At 59.0% G+C, this 18,419-nt stretch carries 19 protein-coding genes; 10 read left to right on the top strand and 9 right to left on the bottom strand.

Annotated features, from left to right (window positions below; all coding sequences use genetic code 11):
• The 6 genes from AC1Z24_RS30515 (at nt 1) to AC1Z24_RS30490 (ending at nt 9,221) form a co-directional block, all read left to right on the top strand.
• On the top strand, nt 1-3,150 hold the full coding sequence (locus AC1Z24_RS30515) for a serine/threonine-protein kinase (RefSeq protein WP_483743938.1): 3,150 nt from the start codon (nt 1-3) through the stop codon (nt 3,148-3,150).
• A complete protein-coding gene (locus AC1Z24_RS30510; protein WP_483743937.1) occupies nt 3,147-3,863 on the top strand; it encodes an ABC transporter ATP-binding protein in 717 nt (238 codons plus the stop codon). The genes AC1Z24_RS30515 and AC1Z24_RS30510 overlap by 4 nt, the downstream gene beginning before the upstream one ends.
• Nucleotides 3,863-5,083, top strand: coding sequence for an ABC transporter permease (locus tag AC1Z24_RS30505; protein WP_483743936.1), 1,221 nt, complete (start codon nt 3,863-3,865; stop codon nt 5,081-5,083). Before AC1Z24_RS30510 ends, AC1Z24_RS30505 begins: the two co-directional genes overlap by 1 nt.
• The gene (locus AC1Z24_RS30500; protein WP_483743935.1) at nt 5,076-6,797 is read left to right on the top strand and encodes a formylglycine-generating enzyme family protein; all 1,722 of its coding nucleotides are present in this window, start codon (nt 5,076-5,078) and stop codon (nt 6,795-6,797) included. The genes AC1Z24_RS30505 and AC1Z24_RS30500 overlap by 8 nt, the downstream gene beginning before the upstream one ends.
• A gap of 85 nt (nt 6,798-6,882) precedes the next feature.
• A complete protein-coding gene (gene tagQ / locus AC1Z24_RS30495) occupies nt 6,883-7,830 on the top strand; it encodes a type VI secretion system-associated lipoprotein TagQ (RefSeq protein WP_483743934.1) in 948 nt (315 codons plus the stop codon).
• Nucleotides 7,831-8,093: 263 nt separating this feature from the next.
• A complete protein-coding gene (locus AC1Z24_RS30490; RefSeq protein WP_483743933.1) occupies nt 8,094-9,221 on the top strand; it encodes an acyltransferase family protein in 1,128 nt (375 codons plus the stop codon).
• A gap of 321 nt (nt 9,222-9,542) precedes the next feature.
• On the opposite strand, the gene AC1Z24_RS30485 is transcribed toward AC1Z24_RS30490, so the two are convergent.
• The 4 genes from AC1Z24_RS30485 to AC1Z24_RS30470 form a co-directional block, all read right to left on the bottom strand.
• Complete coding sequence (locus AC1Z24_RS30485; RefSeq protein WP_483743932.1) at nt 9,543-9,869, bottom strand: DUF6124 family protein; 327 nt, start codon at nt 9,867-9,869, stop codon at nt 9,543-9,545.
• Nucleotides 9,870-10,184: 315 nt separating this feature from the next.
• Nucleotides 10,185-10,448, bottom strand: a complete 264-nt coding sequence (locus AC1Z24_RS30480) for a hypothetical protein (protein WP_483743931.1) — start codon at nt 10,446-10,448, stop codon at nt 10,185-10,187.
• A gap of 185 nt (nt 10,449-10,633) precedes the next feature.
• The gene (locus tag AC1Z24_RS30475; protein ID WP_483743930.1) at nt 10,634-11,065 is read right to left on the bottom strand and encodes a DUF6911 family protein; all 432 of its coding nucleotides are present in this window, start codon (nt 11,063-11,065) and stop codon (nt 10,634-10,636) included.
• Complete coding sequence (locus tag AC1Z24_RS30470) at nt 11,066-11,305, bottom strand: hypothetical protein (RefSeq protein WP_483743929.1); 240 nt, start codon at nt 11,303-11,305, stop codon at nt 11,066-11,068. It abuts the gene before it with no gap.
• A 109-nt stretch (nt 11,306-11,414) separates the two neighbouring features.
• Here AC1Z24_RS30470 and AC1Z24_RS30465 point away from each other — a divergent pair, with 109 nt between their 5' ends.
• A complete protein-coding gene (locus tag AC1Z24_RS30465; RefSeq protein WP_483743928.1) occupies nt 11,415-11,963 on the top strand; it encodes an RNA 2'-phosphotransferase in 549 nt (182 codons plus the stop codon).
• Here AC1Z24_RS30465 and AC1Z24_RS30460 read toward each other — a convergent pair.
• The 4 genes from AC1Z24_RS30460 to AC1Z24_RS30445 all read right to left on the bottom strand — a co-directional run bounded on the left by AC1Z24_RS30460 (nt 11,960) and on the right by AC1Z24_RS30445 (nt 15,286).
• Nucleotides 11,960-12,367 (bottom strand): hypothetical protein, encoded by a 408-nt coding sequence (locus AC1Z24_RS30460; RefSeq protein ID WP_483743927.1) that lies wholly within the window; start codon nt 12,365-12,367, stop codon nt 11,960-11,962. The two genes, AC1Z24_RS30465 and AC1Z24_RS30460, sit on opposite strands and share 4 nt — an antisense overlap.
• Nucleotides 12,364-13,539 carry a PAAR domain-containing protein gene (locus AC1Z24_RS30455; RefSeq protein ID WP_483743926.1) on the bottom strand — a complete coding sequence of 392 codons (1,176 nt, stop codon included), beginning with the start codon at nt 13,537-13,539 and terminating at the stop codon, nt 12,364-12,366. Before AC1Z24_RS30455 ends, AC1Z24_RS30460 begins: the two co-directional genes overlap by 4 nt.
• Nucleotides 13,540-13,971, bottom strand: coding sequence for a DcrB-related protein (locus AC1Z24_RS30450; RefSeq protein ID WP_483746750.1), 432 nt, complete (start codon nt 13,969-13,971; stop codon nt 13,540-13,542).
• Between the two features lie 178 nt (nt 13,972-14,149).
• On the bottom strand, nt 14,150-15,286 hold the full coding sequence (locus tag AC1Z24_RS30445) for an FAD-dependent oxidoreductase (RefSeq protein WP_483743925.1): 1,137 nt from the start codon (nt 15,284-15,286) through the stop codon (nt 14,150-14,152).
• 55 nt (nt 15,287-15,341) lie between these two features.
• Between AC1Z24_RS30445 and AC1Z24_RS30440 the strand changes: the two genes are divergently transcribed.
• Nucleotides 15,342-15,809 (top strand): MarR family winged helix-turn-helix transcriptional regulator, encoded by a 468-nt coding sequence (locus tag AC1Z24_RS30440; RefSeq protein WP_483743924.1) that lies wholly within the window; start codon nt 15,342-15,344, stop codon nt 15,807-15,809.
• Nucleotides 15,810-15,978: 169 nt separating this feature from the next.
• Here AC1Z24_RS30440 and AC1Z24_RS30435 read toward each other — a convergent pair whose 3' ends face one another.
• The gene (locus AC1Z24_RS30435) at nt 15,979-16,623 is read right to left on the bottom strand and encodes a hydrolase (RefSeq protein WP_483743923.1); all 645 of its coding nucleotides are present in this window, start codon (nt 16,621-16,623) and stop codon (nt 15,979-15,981) included.
• 251 nt (nt 16,624-16,874) lie between these two features.
• On the opposite strand from AC1Z24_RS30435, the gene AC1Z24_RS30430 reads away from it, so the two are divergent.
• Together AC1Z24_RS30430 and AC1Z24_RS30425 are read left to right on the top strand one after the other, a co-directional pair.
• Nucleotides 16,875-17,279 carry a lysozyme inhibitor LprI family protein gene (locus AC1Z24_RS30430; RefSeq protein ID WP_483743922.1) on the top strand — a complete coding sequence of 135 codons (405 nt, stop codon included), beginning with the start codon at nt 16,875-16,877 and terminating at the stop codon, nt 17,277-17,279.
• 422 nt (nt 17,280-17,701) lie between these two features.
• A complete protein-coding gene (locus AC1Z24_RS30425) occupies nt 17,702-18,007 on the top strand; it encodes a hypothetical protein (RefSeq protein ID WP_483743921.1) in 306 nt (101 codons plus the stop codon).
• Nucleotides 18,008-18,419 lie beyond the last annotated feature (412 nt).

Here is an 18,419-nt window from a genome sequence, read left to right as displayed (position 1 = left end):
ATGGACATTGTGATTCCTGGATACGACATTGAAGGTGAGATTGGCGAAGGCGCCATGGCCACCGTGTACCTGGCGACCCAGCGTTCTCTCGAACGCAAAGTGGCGCTCAAGGTCATGGCGGCTGCGCTGGCGGCCGACCCGAGTTTTTGCGAGCGCTTCCTGCGCGAAGGCCGCACCCTGGCGCGCTTGTCTCACCCGCATACCGTGACCATCCACGACATCGGCAATGTCGGCCAGTTGTACTACATGGCCATGGAATACCTGCCCAACGGCACCCTCAAGGAACGCATCGCGGCGGGCCTGAGTGCCGAGCAGGGCCTGACTTACATTCGCCATATCGCCTCGGCCCTGGGCTACGCCCACGCTCAAGGGTTGGTACACCGCGATGTAAAACCGGCCAACATCCTGTTCCGCGCCGATGGCACCGCAGTGCTGTCGGACTTCGGCATCGCCAAGTCTCTGGACGACCGCACCCAGTTCACCCAGGCCGGTTTTGCCGTCGGTACGCCCAGCTACATGAGCCCGGAACAGGCCCGTGGCCAGGACATCGACGGTCGCGCCGATCTCTATGCCCTGGGCGTGGTGCTTTATGAAATCCTCGTCGGCGAGCTGCCCTATAGCGGCACCGATGCGCTGTCCACAGCCCTGGCCCACCTGACCCAGCCGCTGCCGGAGCTGCCGATCCATCACGGTCGCTATCAGGACATCCTGCGCAAACTGCTGGCCAAGGACCCCAACGAACGCTTCCCGGATGCCGCAGCCTTGCTCGCCGCCCTCGACAAGCTGCCGTCCGAGGCCTACGACGGCACGGTGGTCATGCCTGCGGCACCGGCCAAGCCTTTGGAGTTCGATCTGGCGGGCATGAAGCCCGAATCGATCAGCATTCCCGCGCCTGTTGCCGAACCGGCGCGCCCGCGGCCCACGCCGGTACTGGATAAGGCGCAAACCTCCGGGCAACGCCGTGGCCCGGTCATGGCCTTGCTCGCGGTGGCAATTGCTGCGGCGATCGGCGTGGGTGTTGGCGGTTACTGGTGGGTGAGCGGCCCGACGCCGGAAGAGAAGGTCAAGCCGACGCCGACGACCCCCGTTGCGACGGCCTCTACTGTGCCCAGTACACAAACCGGCACGCCAACGACTACGCCGACCAACACCACCCCGAGCCAGCCCGGCCAGCCATCGAGCCAGCCGAGTCAGCCCACCGGGCCAACGCCAAACCTGGTTACGCAGATGACGGCCGCCGCGCAGCTCCATCCACAGGTCGGCAAGCCCACGGGCGCCGTCGAGCAGAAGAGCAGCGACTCGCGCCCGCTGCTGATGCCCGGCAAGAAAACCCTGTTCCAGCGCGTGCTGAGCAAGCCTGGCGCGCGTTTCGCCAGTGTGCCGGGTGGTCCGGGGGATAAATCCCTGCCCGCCTTTACCGTGCTCTATGTCTACGAGCGCAAGAATTTCGACGGCAAGTCGTGGCTGCGCCTCGGTGCTGCCACTGACGGGCGTAGCTCCGGCTGGCTGGCCGAGGATCAGGTCAGCGACTGGAAGCAGAGCCTGGTGCTGAAATTCACTGAACGCTCCGGGCGCTCGCCCGTGATGTTCGTGCGTCAGGCCAGCGAGCTGGACAAGCTGCTGGCCAATCCGGCCTCGGCGAAAAATCTGCTGCTGGCGGCGCAGAAAAACCCTCAGGACGACAGTCAGGTGCTGGCCCTTGAGCCCGCCGCCAGCGCCGTGCCGCAAGACAAGTTCTACCTGCTGCCGATTTTCGATTCCCGCGAAAGCTTCGATCAGAACGGCCAGCCGGTGCAGTTGCTCAATATCGCCTCCATCGATCCGGGCGCCACGCCCGGCCAGACCGAAGATCGCAAGACCAAACAGTTCGCCAGCGACGCCTTCCGTACCGGCATCGTGCTGGTGGTGGACACCTCGAAATCGATGCAGCCCTATATCGATCAGGTGCGTGATGTGGTTCATGAGTTGCAAGCCAAAATCGCCCAGCGCGGCGACCTGGACAGCGTCAGCTTCGGTCTGGTCGGCTTTCGCAACAGCGTCACGCGCACGCCGGGCCTGGAGTACCTGAGCAAAACCCTGATCACTCTGGATCAAGGCCGCGATCCAGCGCGTTTCAGCGCCCTGATGGATCAGGTCAAGGCCACCAACGTGTCGAGCCAGTCGTTCAACGAAGATTCGTTCGCCGGGGTCATGCAGGCGGTCAATGGCATGGACTGGTCCGGCTACGGCGGGCGCCTGATCCTGTTGGTCAGCGACGCCGGTTCCCTGCGCAAGAACGACCCCGACAGCAGCACCCAGATGAACGAAGCCGAAGTGCGCCAGGCGGCGCTGGGCAAGCAGATCAAGATCTTCGCCCTGCACCTGCGCACCGATGCCGGCAAAAAAACCCACAGCTTCGCCGAGCAGCAGTACCGCACCCTGACCGCCGACGCCAACCCGCAGATCGGCGACCTGTACATTCCGATCCCCGGTGGCGATGTCGGCAAGTTCGGCGAACGTGTCAGCGAGATCGGTTCGGTGTTCGCCGATATGGTCCATGACGTGCGCAACCGTCCGTACCATCCGGCGCCGTTGCTCGGAGCGGCGCCGACCCTGGCCGACAAATCGGCGGCGGTTGGCTATGCGATGCATATGGATTTCCTCGGCCATAAATCGGCCAGCCAGGCGCCGCAACTGGTCAGTGCCTGGACGGCGGATCGCGACCTGACCAACCCGGCGCTGCCGGCGTTCCAGGTCTGCGTGATGCTGACCAAGTTGCAACTCAACGACCTGCAACAGTCGCTCAAGCTGATCGTCGACGCGGCGCGCAAGACCCAGACCTCGCCCAAGGATTTCTTCCAGGAAATCGCCAGCGCCAGTGCCTACATGAGCCGCGACCCGTCGGCCTTGCGCAAGGGCGCCAACCTGGCCCAGGGCGGCATCCTCGGTGAGTATCTGGAGGGCCTGCCGTATCGCAGCAAGTCGCTGAACATGACCCAGGACCTGTGGCTTTCCCTCAGCGTCGCCGAACAGGAAGACTTTATCGACGAGCTGGAATCGAAAATCCGCCTCTACGAAACCTTCCACAACGATCTGGCCAATTGGGTCCGTTTCGGCGATGCCGAGCCGGGTGATGCCTTGTACCGCGTACCGTTGTCGACCCTGCCATGATCAGCCTTCGTGATGTGCGCAAAAGCCGTGGCGAAGGGCTGCAACGCTACAGCCTGGTGATCCCGCGCCTGGAACTGGCGGCCGGGCAACAGGTTGCTCTGGTCGGTGCCAGCGGCTGTGGCAAGAGCACCTTGCTGGATATGTTGGCGCTGGTATCCAGACCGGATCAGGCCCAGCGTTTTGACTTCTTCCCGTCCCAGGGCGCCGTGGATATCGCCGGATTGTGGCGCGACAACGAACAGGACCGCCTGGCCAGCCTGCGCAGCAAGCATCTGGGCTACGTGCTACAGACCGGCGGCCTGCTGGGTTTTCTCAGTGTGCGCGACAACATCGCTCTGCCGCGCAAGTTGCTGGGGCTGAGCAATGACGGCAGCGTCGAGCGCCTGGCCGAGCAACTGGAGATCGGCGAACAGTTGAACAAGAAACCCCATGCCCTGTCAGTCGGCCAACGCCAGCGGGTCAGTTGTGCACGGGCTTTGGCTCATCGCCCGCAGTTGCTGCTGGCTGATGAACCCACCGCCGCCCTCGACCCGATCAACGCTAACCGTGTCATGCAACTGTTGCTCAGCCGGGCACGGGAACGCAATGTCGGCTGCCTGATCGCCACCCATGACGAGCGCCTGGCGCGCAGTGCCGGTCTGGCGATTTTGAGCATCGCCTGCGAGCGCGATTCCGATGGCGGCGTCACGGCCACCCTGGGCGAGGTGCTCTGATGCGCTTCGGATTGGTCATGAGCCTGGCCTGGCAGGACTACCGCGCTGATGCACGGCTGTCGGCCTGCGCCGTGCTGGCCTTGGTGGCGGTGATCGCGCCGCTGTTGGTGCTGTTCGGCCTCAAGTTCGGCCTGGTCAGCAGCCTGACCGAACGTCTGGAGCGCGACCCGCTGGTGCGGGAAATCATCCCGCTCGGCGGTGGCCGCTTCAATGCCGCCTTTATCAACGAACTGGCCCAACGCCCCGATGTGGCGTTTGCCATCCCGCGCACCCGGCAGATTGCCGCGACCGCCGACCTGTCGGTGCAGGCGCCGCAAGAGGCGCAGCAACAGGCTGCGCGGGTCAACGTGGAAATGATCCCTACCGCCATTCAGGACCCGCTGCTCGGCGCCATGACCGTGCCTGCCGGCCTCGACCAGATCATCCTCAGCCAGACCGCCGCCCATAAGCTCGGCGTCACGCCCGGCGACTGGCTCGACGCCGCGTTCACCCGGCAAATCGCCGGACAGGCCGAGGCTCAGCACACGCGAGTGCAGGTGTCCGGCGTGTTGCCTCTGCAAGCCTTCCCCCGTGATGCGCTGTTTGCGCCACTGGCTTTACTGGAAGCCGCCGAAGATTACCGCGACGGCCGCGCCGTGCCTGCTTTGGGTTGGGCCGGAGACCGCGCGCGGGCCGGTGAGCAGCGGGTTTACCCGGCGTTCCGTCTGTATGCCCAGACCTTGAACGACGTCGAACCGCTGCGCCGTTATTTCGCCGACAGCGACCTGCTGGTCTCGACCCAGGCCGCCGCCATTGCCCAGGTGCAGTCCCTGAGTCGCAACCTGAATATTGTCTTCTGGGTCATCGCCGGGCTGGCCGTGCTCGGCGCCTTCGCTGCCATTGCTGCCGGTGCCCTGGCGGCGGTGGAGCGCAAGCGTCATGAGCTGTCGGTGCTGCGTCTGCTCGGCCTGAGTACCGGGGCGTTGCTGTCTTTCGTCATGTGCCAGGCGCTGTACAGCGGCCTGATCGCTGCGGCGCTGGGCGGCGTCCTGTATGGCCTGGCCGAGCGCGGCCTGAATCTGTTGTTCATGCAGGAGCCCGGCGAATACGCCAGCCAACTGCTGCTGCGCCACTACCTGGTCGCCCTGGCTGCCCTGCTCGGGGCCAGCGCCCTGGCGGCGGCCCTCGGCGGCTGGCGCGTGGCCCATATCGAACCCGCTGAAGGAATCCGAGATGTTTGAGTTGCGCAGGGCCGCCCTGGCAGTGGTCATCGCCGCGTTGTGCGCGGTGTCGCTGGCCCATGCCGATGACACCGACCAACTGGACAACCCCAAGCCCTTGCCCGGCGACGTCGGCCTGCCGTTGCCCTGCGACGGCGAAATGGTTTTCCGCTACGTCTACGTATTGGCTCAGGGCGCTCTCGACGACCGGGAAATCAGCCTCGGCTACCCGTTCAGCGAAGACGAGCCAGGCTACAAGCAGTCGTTTATTTCCGGCTATCGCCGCGACTACATCAACGGCCCGTTCACTCTCAACGACCTGGCCTCGGACTGGACCAAAGTGATCGGCCCGCAACTGCCCAAGACCGACGCCAGTACGCCGCTCAAGCCGATGATGTACTTCATCGGCAAGTACGAAGTCACCGCGCAGCAGTATGCCGCCGTCATGGCTCAGGCCCAGTCTTTGGCCACCGGCGAAGCAGCCCCGGCCTGCGAAGCACCGGCAGGCATGGCCGGGCGCTTGCCCAAGGTCAAGCTGTCGCACTTCGAGGCCGAACGCTTTTCCGCCGTGTACAGCGCCTGGCTGATGAAGTACCACCGCGACTTGCTGCCCGTCAGCGGCAAGGGCAAGAGCGAAGATGACGGCGGCGTCGGCTTCGTGCGCCTGCCCACCGAAGTCGAGTGGGAATTCGCTGCTCGTGGCGGTCATGCGGTCAGTCGTCAGGAGCTGGAGGGGCGCCTGTTTCCGCGTCGGGTCGAAGGCAGCGACAGCGATGGCCCGCTGGGCGATTGGGCAGTATTCAATCAAGTGGCTGGCGGCACCGGCCAGGCCGCACGCCTGATGCCCATTGGCACCAAACGGCCCAACCCCATCGGCATGTTTGATGTGATCGGCAACGCCGCCGAGATGGTTCAGGAGTCGTTCCAGTTGGTCCACGCCGGTCGTCGTCAGGGCACCTACGGCGGCTTTATCACCAAAGGCGGCAACTACCTGGAAGGCGAGGGCACGCTGTTTACCGGCATGCGCCGCGAATACCCGTTGTTCGCCGCCGACGGCACCGAGCAACGCAACGAGACCACCGGTTTTCGTGTCGCCATCGGTGCGCTGTCGGCGCCGCGTTCACGCTACCCGGACCTGTTCACGCAATGGCAGAAAGAAGGCCGCCTGGCCTCCCTGACCGACGCCATCGACGATGTGCAGGACCCGACCAAGCGTCTGGACAGCATCATCGCCGCCAACACCGACCCGCGCGTGCAGGCCGAACTGGGCCTGGTCAACGAAGAGCTCAAGCGCAACGTCTCACTGATCGCCCGCCAGCGCGAAGAAGCCGCCGGCAACCTGATTCAGTCCGCCGCCCTGGTGGCCGAGACCATCAATAACTACAACATCCGCCTGACCAACCTGAAGAAAAGCCAGCAGAGCGCCATCGACGCCAAGGATGCCGCCAGCGCCAAGCTGTTCGGCACGGCGTTGGATAACGGTCGCAGCGCGCTCGACGGCGCCGTGGCGATCTACATCGACAACCTGGCGACCGGCACGCGCTACACCGATGCGGTGATTCAGGCGCAGTTCCAGCGGATCAAAGAAGAACTCAATCGCAAACCGATCATCGGCAAGAGCCTGGTGGCCCGGGCAACGATGTTCGTCAAGCACGTCGGCAGTTATCGCCAGCAACAGCGCGCCGACCCGGAAACCATTTTGAAAGAACTACTCGCCTCGGCCAGTCAACCCTGACTGGCCGAAGTGAGCGCGTGTAGAGGGAACTCGGACGGCGTCGGGCCGTTCCGGGATAGTTAAAACCAAAGAAGAGATCGCAAACATGCAAGTGTCCCGTAAAGCCCTTGTTTCAACTTCCAAGTGCCGTACGTTGTTGTGGGTAGCCGTCGGGTTCAGCACGGTGATGATGACCGGTTGCGTCAGCTCGCCGGTGTCCAAGGTCGCGGCGACGACCAAGGTCGAGTACTACCCGACTTGCTACGAGCCGGTGCAACACCTGCGCAGCACCGATAACGACATGACTAAGTCGGTTGCTACCGGTGCCGCCCTCGGCGCGCTCGGCGGCGCGGCACTGGGCGCCCTGACCGGCAGCTCCGAGCAGCGTGCACGCAACGTTGCCATCGGCGCAGCAGGCGGCGCTCTGGCAGGCGGCGCGGCGGGTTACTACACCGAGCGGCAGAAGCAGATCACCGATGACAACCAGCGCATCGCCTCCTACGGCACTGACATCAACAAGAGCGCTGCCGATATCGACCGCAGCACCTCTTACGCTCGCGCGTCGCAGTCCTGCTACCAGCGTGAATTCGCCAACCTGCTGTCGGGCCGCAAAGCCAAGACCATCAGCGACAGCGAAGGCCGCAAGCGTCTGGCTGAAATCGTTTCCGGCCTGAAAGAGTCCAACGACCTGATCGTCGCCGTGAACGGTCGCGCCAACGAAGACCTGAACAGCTACACCCAGGCCTACGAAAAAGACCTGCAGACCGTTGGCGTTCAACGCACTGACGTTGCCACCGTAGTCGAGGCCGATACCGCTTCCCCGGTTGTCACTACCAGCACCAAAAAAACTGGCGGCAAGGTCAAGCCACCGGCCAAGGCCAAACTGCCTGACGTGCCGAAAGAAGCCGTTGCCACCGAGAAAAACCTGAAAGACGCCAAAGCCAAGCAGGCTGAAAGCGCCCAGGTTGCTGCGGCCGGTCAGAGCTCCGTCAACAGCATGTGCAAAAACCCGGACGTGGGTGACTGGGCACCGGTGCCTTGCCCTAACGCCTGATTCAGGCTTAAAGCACTGGATCACTGTGGGACCGGCTTCAGCCGGGAAGACTACTTTGCAGGCGATAGAGATGTATCGATTCTGCTTGCGCCTTCCCGGCTAAAGCCGGTCCCACAAAAGGCAGTCCCGCATCATTCATCCGACCACCGCCCCTTGCACAAACCCGCCGCTGCGCTATCGTCTGGCCTTTGGCAACAACGCGACCGAACCCGATGGGTTGCTTTAGGCGCTTTCGAGCGATGGCATCTGATCGGGGGATTTGCATGCAAGACGTGAGGCGATATCACGCGCTGGACAGCCTGCGCGGCATCTGCGCGATTGCGGTTGTGCTGTACCACACCCATCTGGTCGGCAGCATCACCGACTGGACCTTCTTCGCCAACGCCGACCTATTCGTCGAATTCTTCTTTGTCCTCAGCGGCTTTGTCATGGCTCATGCCTACGGCAGCAAGCGGCATCTGGACTTCAGCCATTTTCTCGTCTCTCGCACCTTCCGCCTGTTGCCCCTGCATGCCTTCATGCTGGCGGTTTTCATCGCCCTGGAATTCCTCAAGTTTGCCGCCTACAAACAGGGTTTTGGCTTCAATCAAACGCCTTTTACCGGTATGTACGCGCCGTCGCAGATCCTGCCCAACCTTCTGTTGCTGCAAAGCTGGACCCCTCTTACGGAAAACCTGTCGTTCAACACCCCGGCCTGGAGCATCAGCATCGAGTACTGGACCTACATGGTCTTCGCCGCGACCATGCTCATGGCGTCCTCCGGCAGGTACTTGCTGTGGGCGGTGATTGCCCTGGCCGGGTTTACGCTGCTCTACAGCCAGGCCAATGTGCTGACGGTCTACGCGCAAAAAGGCTTGGGCTGCTTCTTCGCCGGAGCCCTGGCCTACGCCTTTTTCAACCGGCTCAGGCACTGGGTTGCGCCGGGTTTTGTCTTGCTCAGCGTACTGGAAGCTCTGGCCGCCATTGCTATCTGGGCGGTGTTGACCAGTGACTTGCCGCAAAAGGTATTGGCCGCCAGCGCGGTGTTCTGCGTGACCATCGTGCTCTTTGCCTTCGATGGCGGGGCGCTGTCGCGCGTGCTCAAACACGAATTCTTCGCCCGCTTGGGGCGCTTGTCCTACTCGATCTACCTGACCCATCTGGCGGTGCTGTTCTTCGTTATCTCGGCTTTTATGGTGGTGCAGAAAAAGACTGGCGCCGAGGTAGCGCCCATGCTTGGGGATATCCGCTATCTGGATACCGGACATGTCTGGCTGAATAACCTGATGGTGCTGCTGATTCTGTTGGTAGTGGTGAGCATTTCCAGCGCGACGTACCACTATGTCGAGCTCAAGGGGCAGGCGTTGGGCAAAGAGCTATTGCGGCGCAGGATGGCGATGCCCGTGAGCTGACCTGTGGGACCGGCTTTAGCCGGGAAGGCGTCCTGACCGAAGAGATGCGTTGGATGTCAGGGCTTTTCCCGGCTAAAGCCGGTCCCACATCAGGCCTGTATGTGTCACGAGAGGTTATGTGCACAGGCAACAAAAAACCCGCCGAAGCGGGTTCTTTTCTACAAGACCATTCCAACATCCTGTCAGTAGCCCTCCGGGCAATGGTCGGGACCGTCCTTGATCCGCTGGTGAACTCCTTGTTCGCCAGTTGTTAGGGGCAGATTACGTGGGAAACATGACAGTAAATAGAGCGAATCCACCTGCTGCGCTGTAGGAAACTAGCTATTGATCGTTTGCGCGAGGGTTGTTGACCAACGCCGCAAGCTTTTCTGCGCGCTCGATGCACTCAAGCGCACGCTCCACCATCAACGTGCCCATCTCCACCATATGCATGACGGTAAAGGCCAACTTGCGTTGCGAGCCTTGCAGGGCATCGCCGACTTCATAGGCCGTGGCGATGGCGCAACGCAGGAACTCGATGGCGTGGACGAGGGTGTCTTGCAGGTCGGCCATGTCCTGGGCCACGTAAATAGCCAGGGCGCGTTCGACCATCGTCGGTTCGCATTCTGTTGAATTGGAGTGGGGTGGATCGGGTGTGATTTTGACCATGGCTTAGCTCTCAAAAATGAGCAGCCACACGATCGCGACTAAACGATCAAAGGTGGCGGCTGTGACTTGCAGGTTAGTCGACCGGCGAGCTAAGAAACCGGCGCACCCGAGGGTGCCCTGCGCACAGCCGCCATAACGTACAACCGTCGAAAACGGTTGCTGATACAGCGGCAAGATGCGCCTTAGTTCGTGAAGCCAGGCGACTAAACCTGATCGCTGATGAGCAGCGACCGGCGCAGACTAGGCTCCCGAATTGACAGGCGCAAGTGGGTGCGGATTCTCTCGGAAATGTCCTTCAAAAGAAAGAGAGCGGGGCTACAACGAGGCTTTTTCAGGCAGTGCGATCACCCGTGGCACGTGCTTCAGCCACCCGATCCGGTCACGCCAAGCGATCTTGTCGGAGCGAGGCTTGCCCGCGAAGAGACCGACCCCGGTACGGCAGGCCCACCGCGTCGAGGCCTTCGCGGGCAAGCTTCGCTCCCACGGATGCTCATTAATTTCGAGCAATAAAAAACCCGCCGAAGCGGGTTCTTTTCTACAAGACCATTCCAACATCCTGTCGACGGCCATCCGGGCCATGGTCGAATCATCCGTAATCCGCTGGTGAACTCCTTGTTCGCCAGTTGTGGATCCAAGATTACGCAGGCCGAGGGTGAGTGAATAGGGCGAATGTACGTGGTGGCGTGTAGGAGATTGGCTATTGATCGTTTGCGCGCGGCCAATCAAAGCTGCGATATCACCACAAAATCGCCGCCCAGCTCGATTCAACTCAACCATTGGCGCGAAACATCACCGGTTTCGCAAAACTCTTTGAACATCTTCAAGACAAGGTTGAAATCTTGAGTCAGGTGCCGGGCGTCCCAGAAATCACCCAGGATATCGACCATTTCAGCCTTTGCGCATGTGTTGGTGTATGACCTGACCCAAGAATCATCTTCGGTCGTCTCAAACAGAGTGACCAGATAGTTTTTGTTCGAGGCGGCGACCTGCATACTGGCAGGTCCGGGGTCGGGGGCATCAATCAGGCCCAGACTCACAGTGCCAGCCCTGACTTTGAGCGCAACCAAAATCGCGCTTACCTCTGCCCAGCTTTGCACATACTTACTGCCACCTGGTGGTGTGTCTCTGATTGAGGTGGCCCACGAGAGAAGCTGGCGCAGCGCCGTATGGGTGTGTGGTGAGTCAGGCATCAGCATTCATTCCTCATATCGTCTGATCTCAGCGAGTACTTCTAAAAACTCACCTTCAGTCATTTCAAATTCAGGACCCTCATCCATGGCGATTAACACCATCAAGTGGTGGTCCAAGCCTTTTGATATTTCAAGGCAGTGATCCTGATAGATGTTGAACGCAACGTTCGCCACCTTTGCAGGGGAATATCCATCCAGAGTCGAATTTTCGAGCTCGGTTGCCATTTTTTGTGATGAGTAGGCCATTCTAGCTAACCTGTTTCTGTGTGTCGTTACATGTGCTGGACAGTGGGCTTGCGACGCTAAAAGTCTTGCAATTATAATTAAGCATACGAATTTTTGAACGGTTGACTAAATGAACGATAAGCAGCTGAATGAAATAAGTAAATTTTTGAGTTACATTTTACGTCATGAACCACATACGATCGGATTGCAGCTCGACACGGATGGCTGGGCAGATATTGAAGCGTTAATAGCGGGTGCTGCAAGCAAAGGGTATGTGATTGATCATCAGATAATTAATTGCATCATAGCCTCTAGTGATAAAAAGCGCTTTGCACTTTCCTGCGATGGCCAGAAAATACGCGCATCGCAGGGGCATTCGACGACAGACGTCAATATCGCTTATGCAGAAAAAGTGCCCGCCGACATACTTTATCATGGTACTGCTTCTCGTTTCCTTGAGAGTATCCTTCGCGTGGGTTTGATTCCGGGGTCTCGCCACCATGTGCATCTTTCAGAAGATATTCAGACGGCTGACGCGGTCGGTAAGCGTTATGGCAAACCCGTAATTTTAAAGGTCGAGTCTCTGCGAATGCATCAGCAAGGGTATAAATTCTTTCAGGCCGAAAATGGTGTTTGGTTGACGGATCATGTACCGGTCTCTTTCATACGCACAGATTAATCTTCATCGTCCATAAGGTCAGCTTTATAGGACGCAGATTCCTTCATGGCGGCTTTGAGCCAATCAGAAAACCCGGGATAGGCGTGATTGTCCCAAGGGCTGGATTTCGCTCTGCCATAATCAAAAATCCTGACACATGAGTCTTTCGCATCAAAGCAAGCGAGTACGACCCAGCCATCGTTGTAATATCCGGACTCATCATGAATGATTGCAAAAGGAATCAGCACGGCTTTCGGAAATTTCAAAAGCATGGCGCCGTAGTAATACAGCGAGGTTGCCATGTCTCTTGAGAGTAGCCGCCAGGGTGCGATATCCAATGATGTGTTTGAGGCAGCATTTAGATAGTCGGCTTGAAATTGAAAGCCTTCGGGTAAAATTGGAAAATCATAAAGAAAAGGCCTCATTTTGTGTTGCCTCCAGAAATGCGCGGTGGTTTTTCTGACCCGTAAGGATTGTTAGCGGCAAAAACACCAGACTGCTTGTTTATTCGAGCCATAATAGCGTCGCCCCAAGTATTATGGTCGGACCAGTTTCGCTTGTCTTGAACGCTCAGAGCAAGTTCTTCGTCGAAATTCCGAACCCGGCCTTTAACATAAATGCCAGCCTCTCTCGCGGCCGTAACTCTAGTATTATCCATGCTGGTCAATTTTCCATCAGGCATTTTAACCAAGTCTATTGGCTCACCCTTCCAGCCATTCATGCGCATACTCTGCACCAAATCATCATATGTATATTCTTTCTCTGTACGACGATCGACCTTCTTATAAGAAACGCTTCTTTGCGAGAACCGTATCTCTTCAGGTGCATGCTGGGTGATCTTGGGCCTACTTAGATTAGCCCCCACCCCCAACAACGCCATCCCCGCCACACCCTGCAACAAATCCCTATAACCCGGCCCCAACCGATCGCCCAGATCACCCAGCAGGACCATCCCTGCCATCCCCGCCAAGCCGATACCCACCGCACCGGCAAGCGTCGCAGCTCCCATCATTGCCGCCAGCACCAGCGCGCCACCTGCCGCTGCCAACCCGAGCGCGCCAAGGCCGTTATGCACCCAGCTTTCTATATCCAGCACAAAAGCCACTGAAACCGTTGGCCCGCCAATAAAGGTATTGGGGCTACCGCTACTGACATGTGCGCCGCATTTCATCTTGCTGTTCAGGCGTGCGGCGGGTTTGCCATTGATGTAAACGCTGGCACTCCCTTCGGCGATCAACACCTGGAACGGCCACATAGGGTGGTTTATGGGCAGGCCGCTACAGGACGAGGCGGTATCAACTCCCGCACGCATGGCGTTGCGGTTGTTGATGTAGACGTTGGCGCTGCCTCCACTCAATTCGCCAGTCGCGGGCAAGTTGAAGAGCGTGCTGAGGCCTTTAACGATCTGAAACATCGACAAGCCGCCCGCCGCAACGGTGCCGGTCATGGCGGCCAGTGCGACGCCGCCAGTCGCCACGGTTGCGCTAATGACTGCCACGCCGATCAGCGCTCCGGCTACGGCGCCAACAATCATCGCGCTCAGGCCGAAACCATGGGCGATTTCATCACCCAGGCGTGCGGCCGCTTGCGGGTTCACTCAGACGGTCTGTTGCTGAGGGACGAAGGACTGCATCACCGCCTTCCAGGCAGGCTCATGGTGATCAAGGTCGTCAGGCGTAGTAGTGAGAGTAACGATCAGTACTGCGGGCGTGAGGTCGATAAACACTTGCCGAAGTGCAATCGCGCGACCTTCGCTTCGCCAGTTGTAATCGAGCAGCGTGGCCACATGGTTGTAATGAACAAAGTCCCAGCGTTTGATCAGCTTGAAATGAGGCAGTTGCTCCGCACCGTTCAGTTGCTTGTCGATGTACTCAGCAAAGGGTGCTTCGCCTTTCGAGGAATCGCGGCTGATAACGAAGCTGGCTTCTTGAGCGGTCCCATTGGCCGGAAGTTTGAAGATATTGATGCTCTGGTCCTGCCAGGCATCGGGGATATGAAAATCGGCTTCCTGAATCTGGTAGTGCGGCATGGTGCAGATCACCCAATTTCCATGTTGGAGAATGTCGCGATGAGCGATGGATCCTCAAACAATGGAAAGGGGTGATAAATCAGGCAGGTCCTGTTCTGCTGTGGGGATAAGTGACGGGCTTTGTAGTATTTGTCTGACCGTTGTTATGTCCTACCTGGAAAGAGGCGATTTCCTCTACTCAGGCGGCTTGATGACTGCGATACATCGCCAACGTCAGGGCCTCACCATCATGAGACAGAAACGTCGCCGCACCCTCGGCTGACGCTTCGGCAGACTCCACCACCCGGACAAACATCAGCCGTTCATACTCGGCCACGGCATCCGCCCAGTGTCCGGCGCCAGCCAGCAAGCGGGCAAGTTCGACGGCGTCGAGCAGGGCGTTATTCACGCCTTCACCGCTGAACGGCGACATGACGTGGGCGGCATCGCCGAGCAGGGTCAGGCCTTTACGATTGCTCCAGCAATGGCCCACGGGCAGGGCGTAGATCGGGCGTACGGCGAATTCGTCGTTGCTGATGCGAAACAGGCTAAGGAACTCGTCGGCAAATCCTGCAAATTCATGTTCCAGTTTCTTACGCACCGCGTCAGGCGAAGAAAAGTCGAAGCGTTGTTCCGTCCAGCCCAGGGGGACGCGAAAGATGGCATAGCCGCGTACATGGGCGTTGCCGTTGCGTTGCAGGATCAGCGCCTTGCCGTCGGCTTCTACGCCGATCTTGCCGCGACCGATCAACTTTGATTGGACCGGATGGCTGCGGTCGATATCGTCGATGCCGAACTCAAGAAAACACACACCGCTGTACTGCGGCTTATAAGGCGACAGCAACGGCCTGACCCGCGACCACGCACCATCGGCACCGACCACCAGGTCGAAAGGGCCTTCCTGACCATGATCAAATATCAGGTTCCAGCGGCCGTCACCGTTGTCCTGCACCTCGCGTAGGGCCGCGCCCCAACGCACGCAGGAAGGTGGCAGCGCATCCAGTAGGAGGGCGCGCAAGGCCGTGCGGTCGACCTCGGGGCGGTTGCCGCTGGTGTCCTGATCATCGAACAGCATTTGCCCGTGTTTGTCGTAGAGGCGCGAGCCCTGGTCCTCATAACGGGCGACGGCATTGAAGGCCTCGAGCAAACCTGCGCGCTCCATTGCCAGCTGGCCGGAGCCTTCATGCAGGTCAAGCGTGCCACCTTGCGGTCGCTCCAGCGCATGGGCATCACGCTCAAACACAGTACTGGCAATGCCATTAAGAGAAAGGATACGGGCCAACGCCAGGCCACCGGGGCCTGCGCCGACAATGGCGATCTTCGGGTTCGCGTTCATACAGGAGATCCATTAAGATAGGTGCCTATGTAAAACAATATAGGCTCCTATATATATGTCAAGCGCGCCCGAAGTCCCTGATGCCAATCGCTCGATGCGTCTGATCGGCCAACTGAACCGGACTTTCGGCCGTTTGGTCGACGCACCCCTGCGCGAATTAGGCTTCGCCATGGGCCAACTGCCGGTGCTGGTTACCCTGAAACACGCTGGCAGTGCCTCTCAGATTGAGCTGGCGCGGATCGCTCAGGTCGAACAACCGAGCATGGCCCAACTGCTGCAACGCATGGAACGCGACGGTCTGGTCCAACGCGTGCCCGACCCTGCGGATGGCCGCAGCCGTCTGATATCCCTCACCGAACAAGCGTCGGAACGGCTACCGAAAAGTCGGGCAGTGATGGACAGAGTGTGTGAGAAAGCGCTGGCGGGGCTGACAGAAGACGAGCGGGGGCAGTTGCTGGGGTTGTTGCTGAAGATTGACGGGAATTTGAGTCGGGCGTTGGAGGAGATGACGGCGCCGCATTGATGAGACCGAACACAGGACTAATGTGGGACCGGCTTCAGCCGGGAAAGCACAGGCGGGATCGATACATTTCTATCGTCTGTCCCGTAGTCTTCCCGGCTGAAGCCGGTCCCACGAAATTGATATAAGCCAACTCGTACTTGAGCTGGCTTATATGGGGTGCTATTTCGAATCAGGAAACCTTACGCTGCGGTGCGCCATGCACCATGGTGTAAGCGTAATCAACACCCATGCCGTAAGCGCCGCTGTGTTCGCGCACCAGGTTCATCACGGCGTCGTAAGTCTCTTTGTGTGCCCAGTCACGTTGGTATTCGAGCAGCACTTGTTGCCAGGTCACCGGTACTGCGCCTGCCTGAATCATGCGCTGTACGGACATGTCGTGAGCTTCTTTGGTGGTGCCGCCCGAGGCGTCGGTGACGATGTACACCTCGTAGCCTTCAGCCAGTGCTTCCAGGGTAGGGAAGTTCAGGCAGACCTCGGTCCAGAGTGCGGCGATCACCAGTTTCTTGCGCCCGGTCGCCTTGACCGCTTCAACCAGTTTCTTGTCTTCCCAGGAGTTCATCGAGGTGCGTTCGATGGGCTGTTGATCCGGGAACACGCCCAGCAGTTCCGGCCAGATATAGCCGCTGAAGCTTTCGGTTTCAACCGACGTCAGGATGGTCGGCACGTTGAAGATCTTCGCGGTTTTGGCCAGGCCGACGGCGTTGTTCTTCAGGGTTTGACGATCAATCGACTGCACGCCGAAAGCCATTTGCGGCTGGTGGTCGATCAGGATCAGAGCGGAGTTGGTTGGGTTCAGCAGTTCGCGGATAGACATGGCATGTTCCTTTAGATGTCGATAACAGAGAGGTCGTAAATTTAGTTAGGCGCTTTGCTCGTTTGAGCTGTTTGCGTCTGGCTTGGGAGTAAATTTACGGGCTTGTGGTTATCGAGACAATTCCCTATAAATCGGATTCATTGTTTCTAAATCGGGGACAACTAGAAAAGTTGGGGTTTCCTGAACCCGTGGTCTGACTTAGGCTCGAATACGCCATCACCTGATCCCCCGCCAACAATGGAGCTGTTGTCATGCGTCATTCCCTCCTCGCTGCTGCTTTGCTCGTCGCCTGTTCCTCCTCTGCCGCCCTCGCCGAAACCAAAAGCTCCCCGGAGTACGACGCCTGCCTTGCCAAGGCCATGGGCGACGCCGCCATGAGCGACTGCACCCGCGCAGAAACCCGCAAGCAGGACGCCCGCCTGAACAAGGCCTACAAAGCCGCCATGGCTGCGCTACCGGCAGAGCAGAAAAAGCAGCTCAAGGACGCCCAGATGCTGTGGGTCAAATTCCGCGATGCCGATTGCGGGATGCAGTCCACCTTTACCGGCGGGACCATGGACATGATCAATGGCGCCAGCTGCGAGCTGAACATGACCCAGACGCGGGCGGATGCATTGGAGTGGTATGCAGAATTTGGAGCGGATGCGGCCCAGTAGACATCCGGCTTAACGACTTCCGGCAGGGGCAATCGAAAATGGCATGAGCTATTTCGATCTGTAGGAGTGAGGCTTGCCCGCGAAGGCTGCGGGACAGGCTCAAAAGATATGTCGGATGTACGGGCCTCTTCGCGGGCAAGCCTTGCTACCGCAAAGCGCGACTTGCACAGCCAAACACACCCACCTATAGTCGCGCCGTCGCTGCACAATCAGCGGCAGGGTTTGGTCACCCTTCAATAGCGCACAGCGCCAATCTACTTATCGCAGCCGCGAGGCTCGCGAGATGTATCTATGGCAGCTGTGTGTGGGACGCCTTCGGGTGTGCCGGTTGCTATTGTCCGGTTGACCAACCTGCGCACAGTTGCCACCCATCGTTTGGTCACGATGGCGGCGGCTTTTACCTACAATAGAGAGTCAAATTTATGCATACCAAAAATCCGTCTGAACCCGTTATCGTCCGCGCTCCCCAGGCCGAACGTACAGACCGCTACATTCCCCTGAGCACCAATTTCAGCAGCTCACCCTCATTGTTTATCGACAGCCACGCAGATAAAAACGACCTGCTGGGATGCGCCAGCATCCGCATTCATGCCGGGACGGAGCTGCTAGAAAGCCTGACGTGCATGAGCATCAGCAATACCTGTGATGAGGACTTTCGGCGGGTGGTGAATGCGGCTTATCTGTTGTTGAAGGATGGGGTGGAGTTGATGGGGGTGGCTAGGGGGTAGGGATCCAGCTCTTGGCTACCCGGCTATTTTATAAGCCGCAGAAAGTCCCGCTTGAAGATTCAGGGCGGGGTTTTTTGAGTGTTGTTGGTGGTAGTTTGTTTGTGCTGCTATCGGCCGATTGTATTTAAAGAATCGGCCATGGTTTCACCGCAAAAAGCGCATTTTCAGCGGTCAGCATGTGGACGGTTTGGAAGAGCCGACTTTTCAACACAATCTGTCGAAAGTGGTCAGTCGACGTCATGCTATTCAAAAGTGGCCCACTATCAGGATTGCTCGACAATGGATCTCGGGGCTATGTCGTTTTTCTCTTTGAGCTACCTTGGAGCGTTGTCGGGTTTAAGCATCTAGCTGGGCACTTGGAGAGTTCCATTTAGTCGTTGACCTCGAAAACATCGGCGCTCATAGTATTTGG

It is taken from the genome of Pseudomonas sp. JL23, from assembly GCF_056933585.1.
The sequence above is the reverse complement of the archived record's forward strand: the minus strand, read 5'-3'. Positions and strand labels throughout refer to the sequence as shown.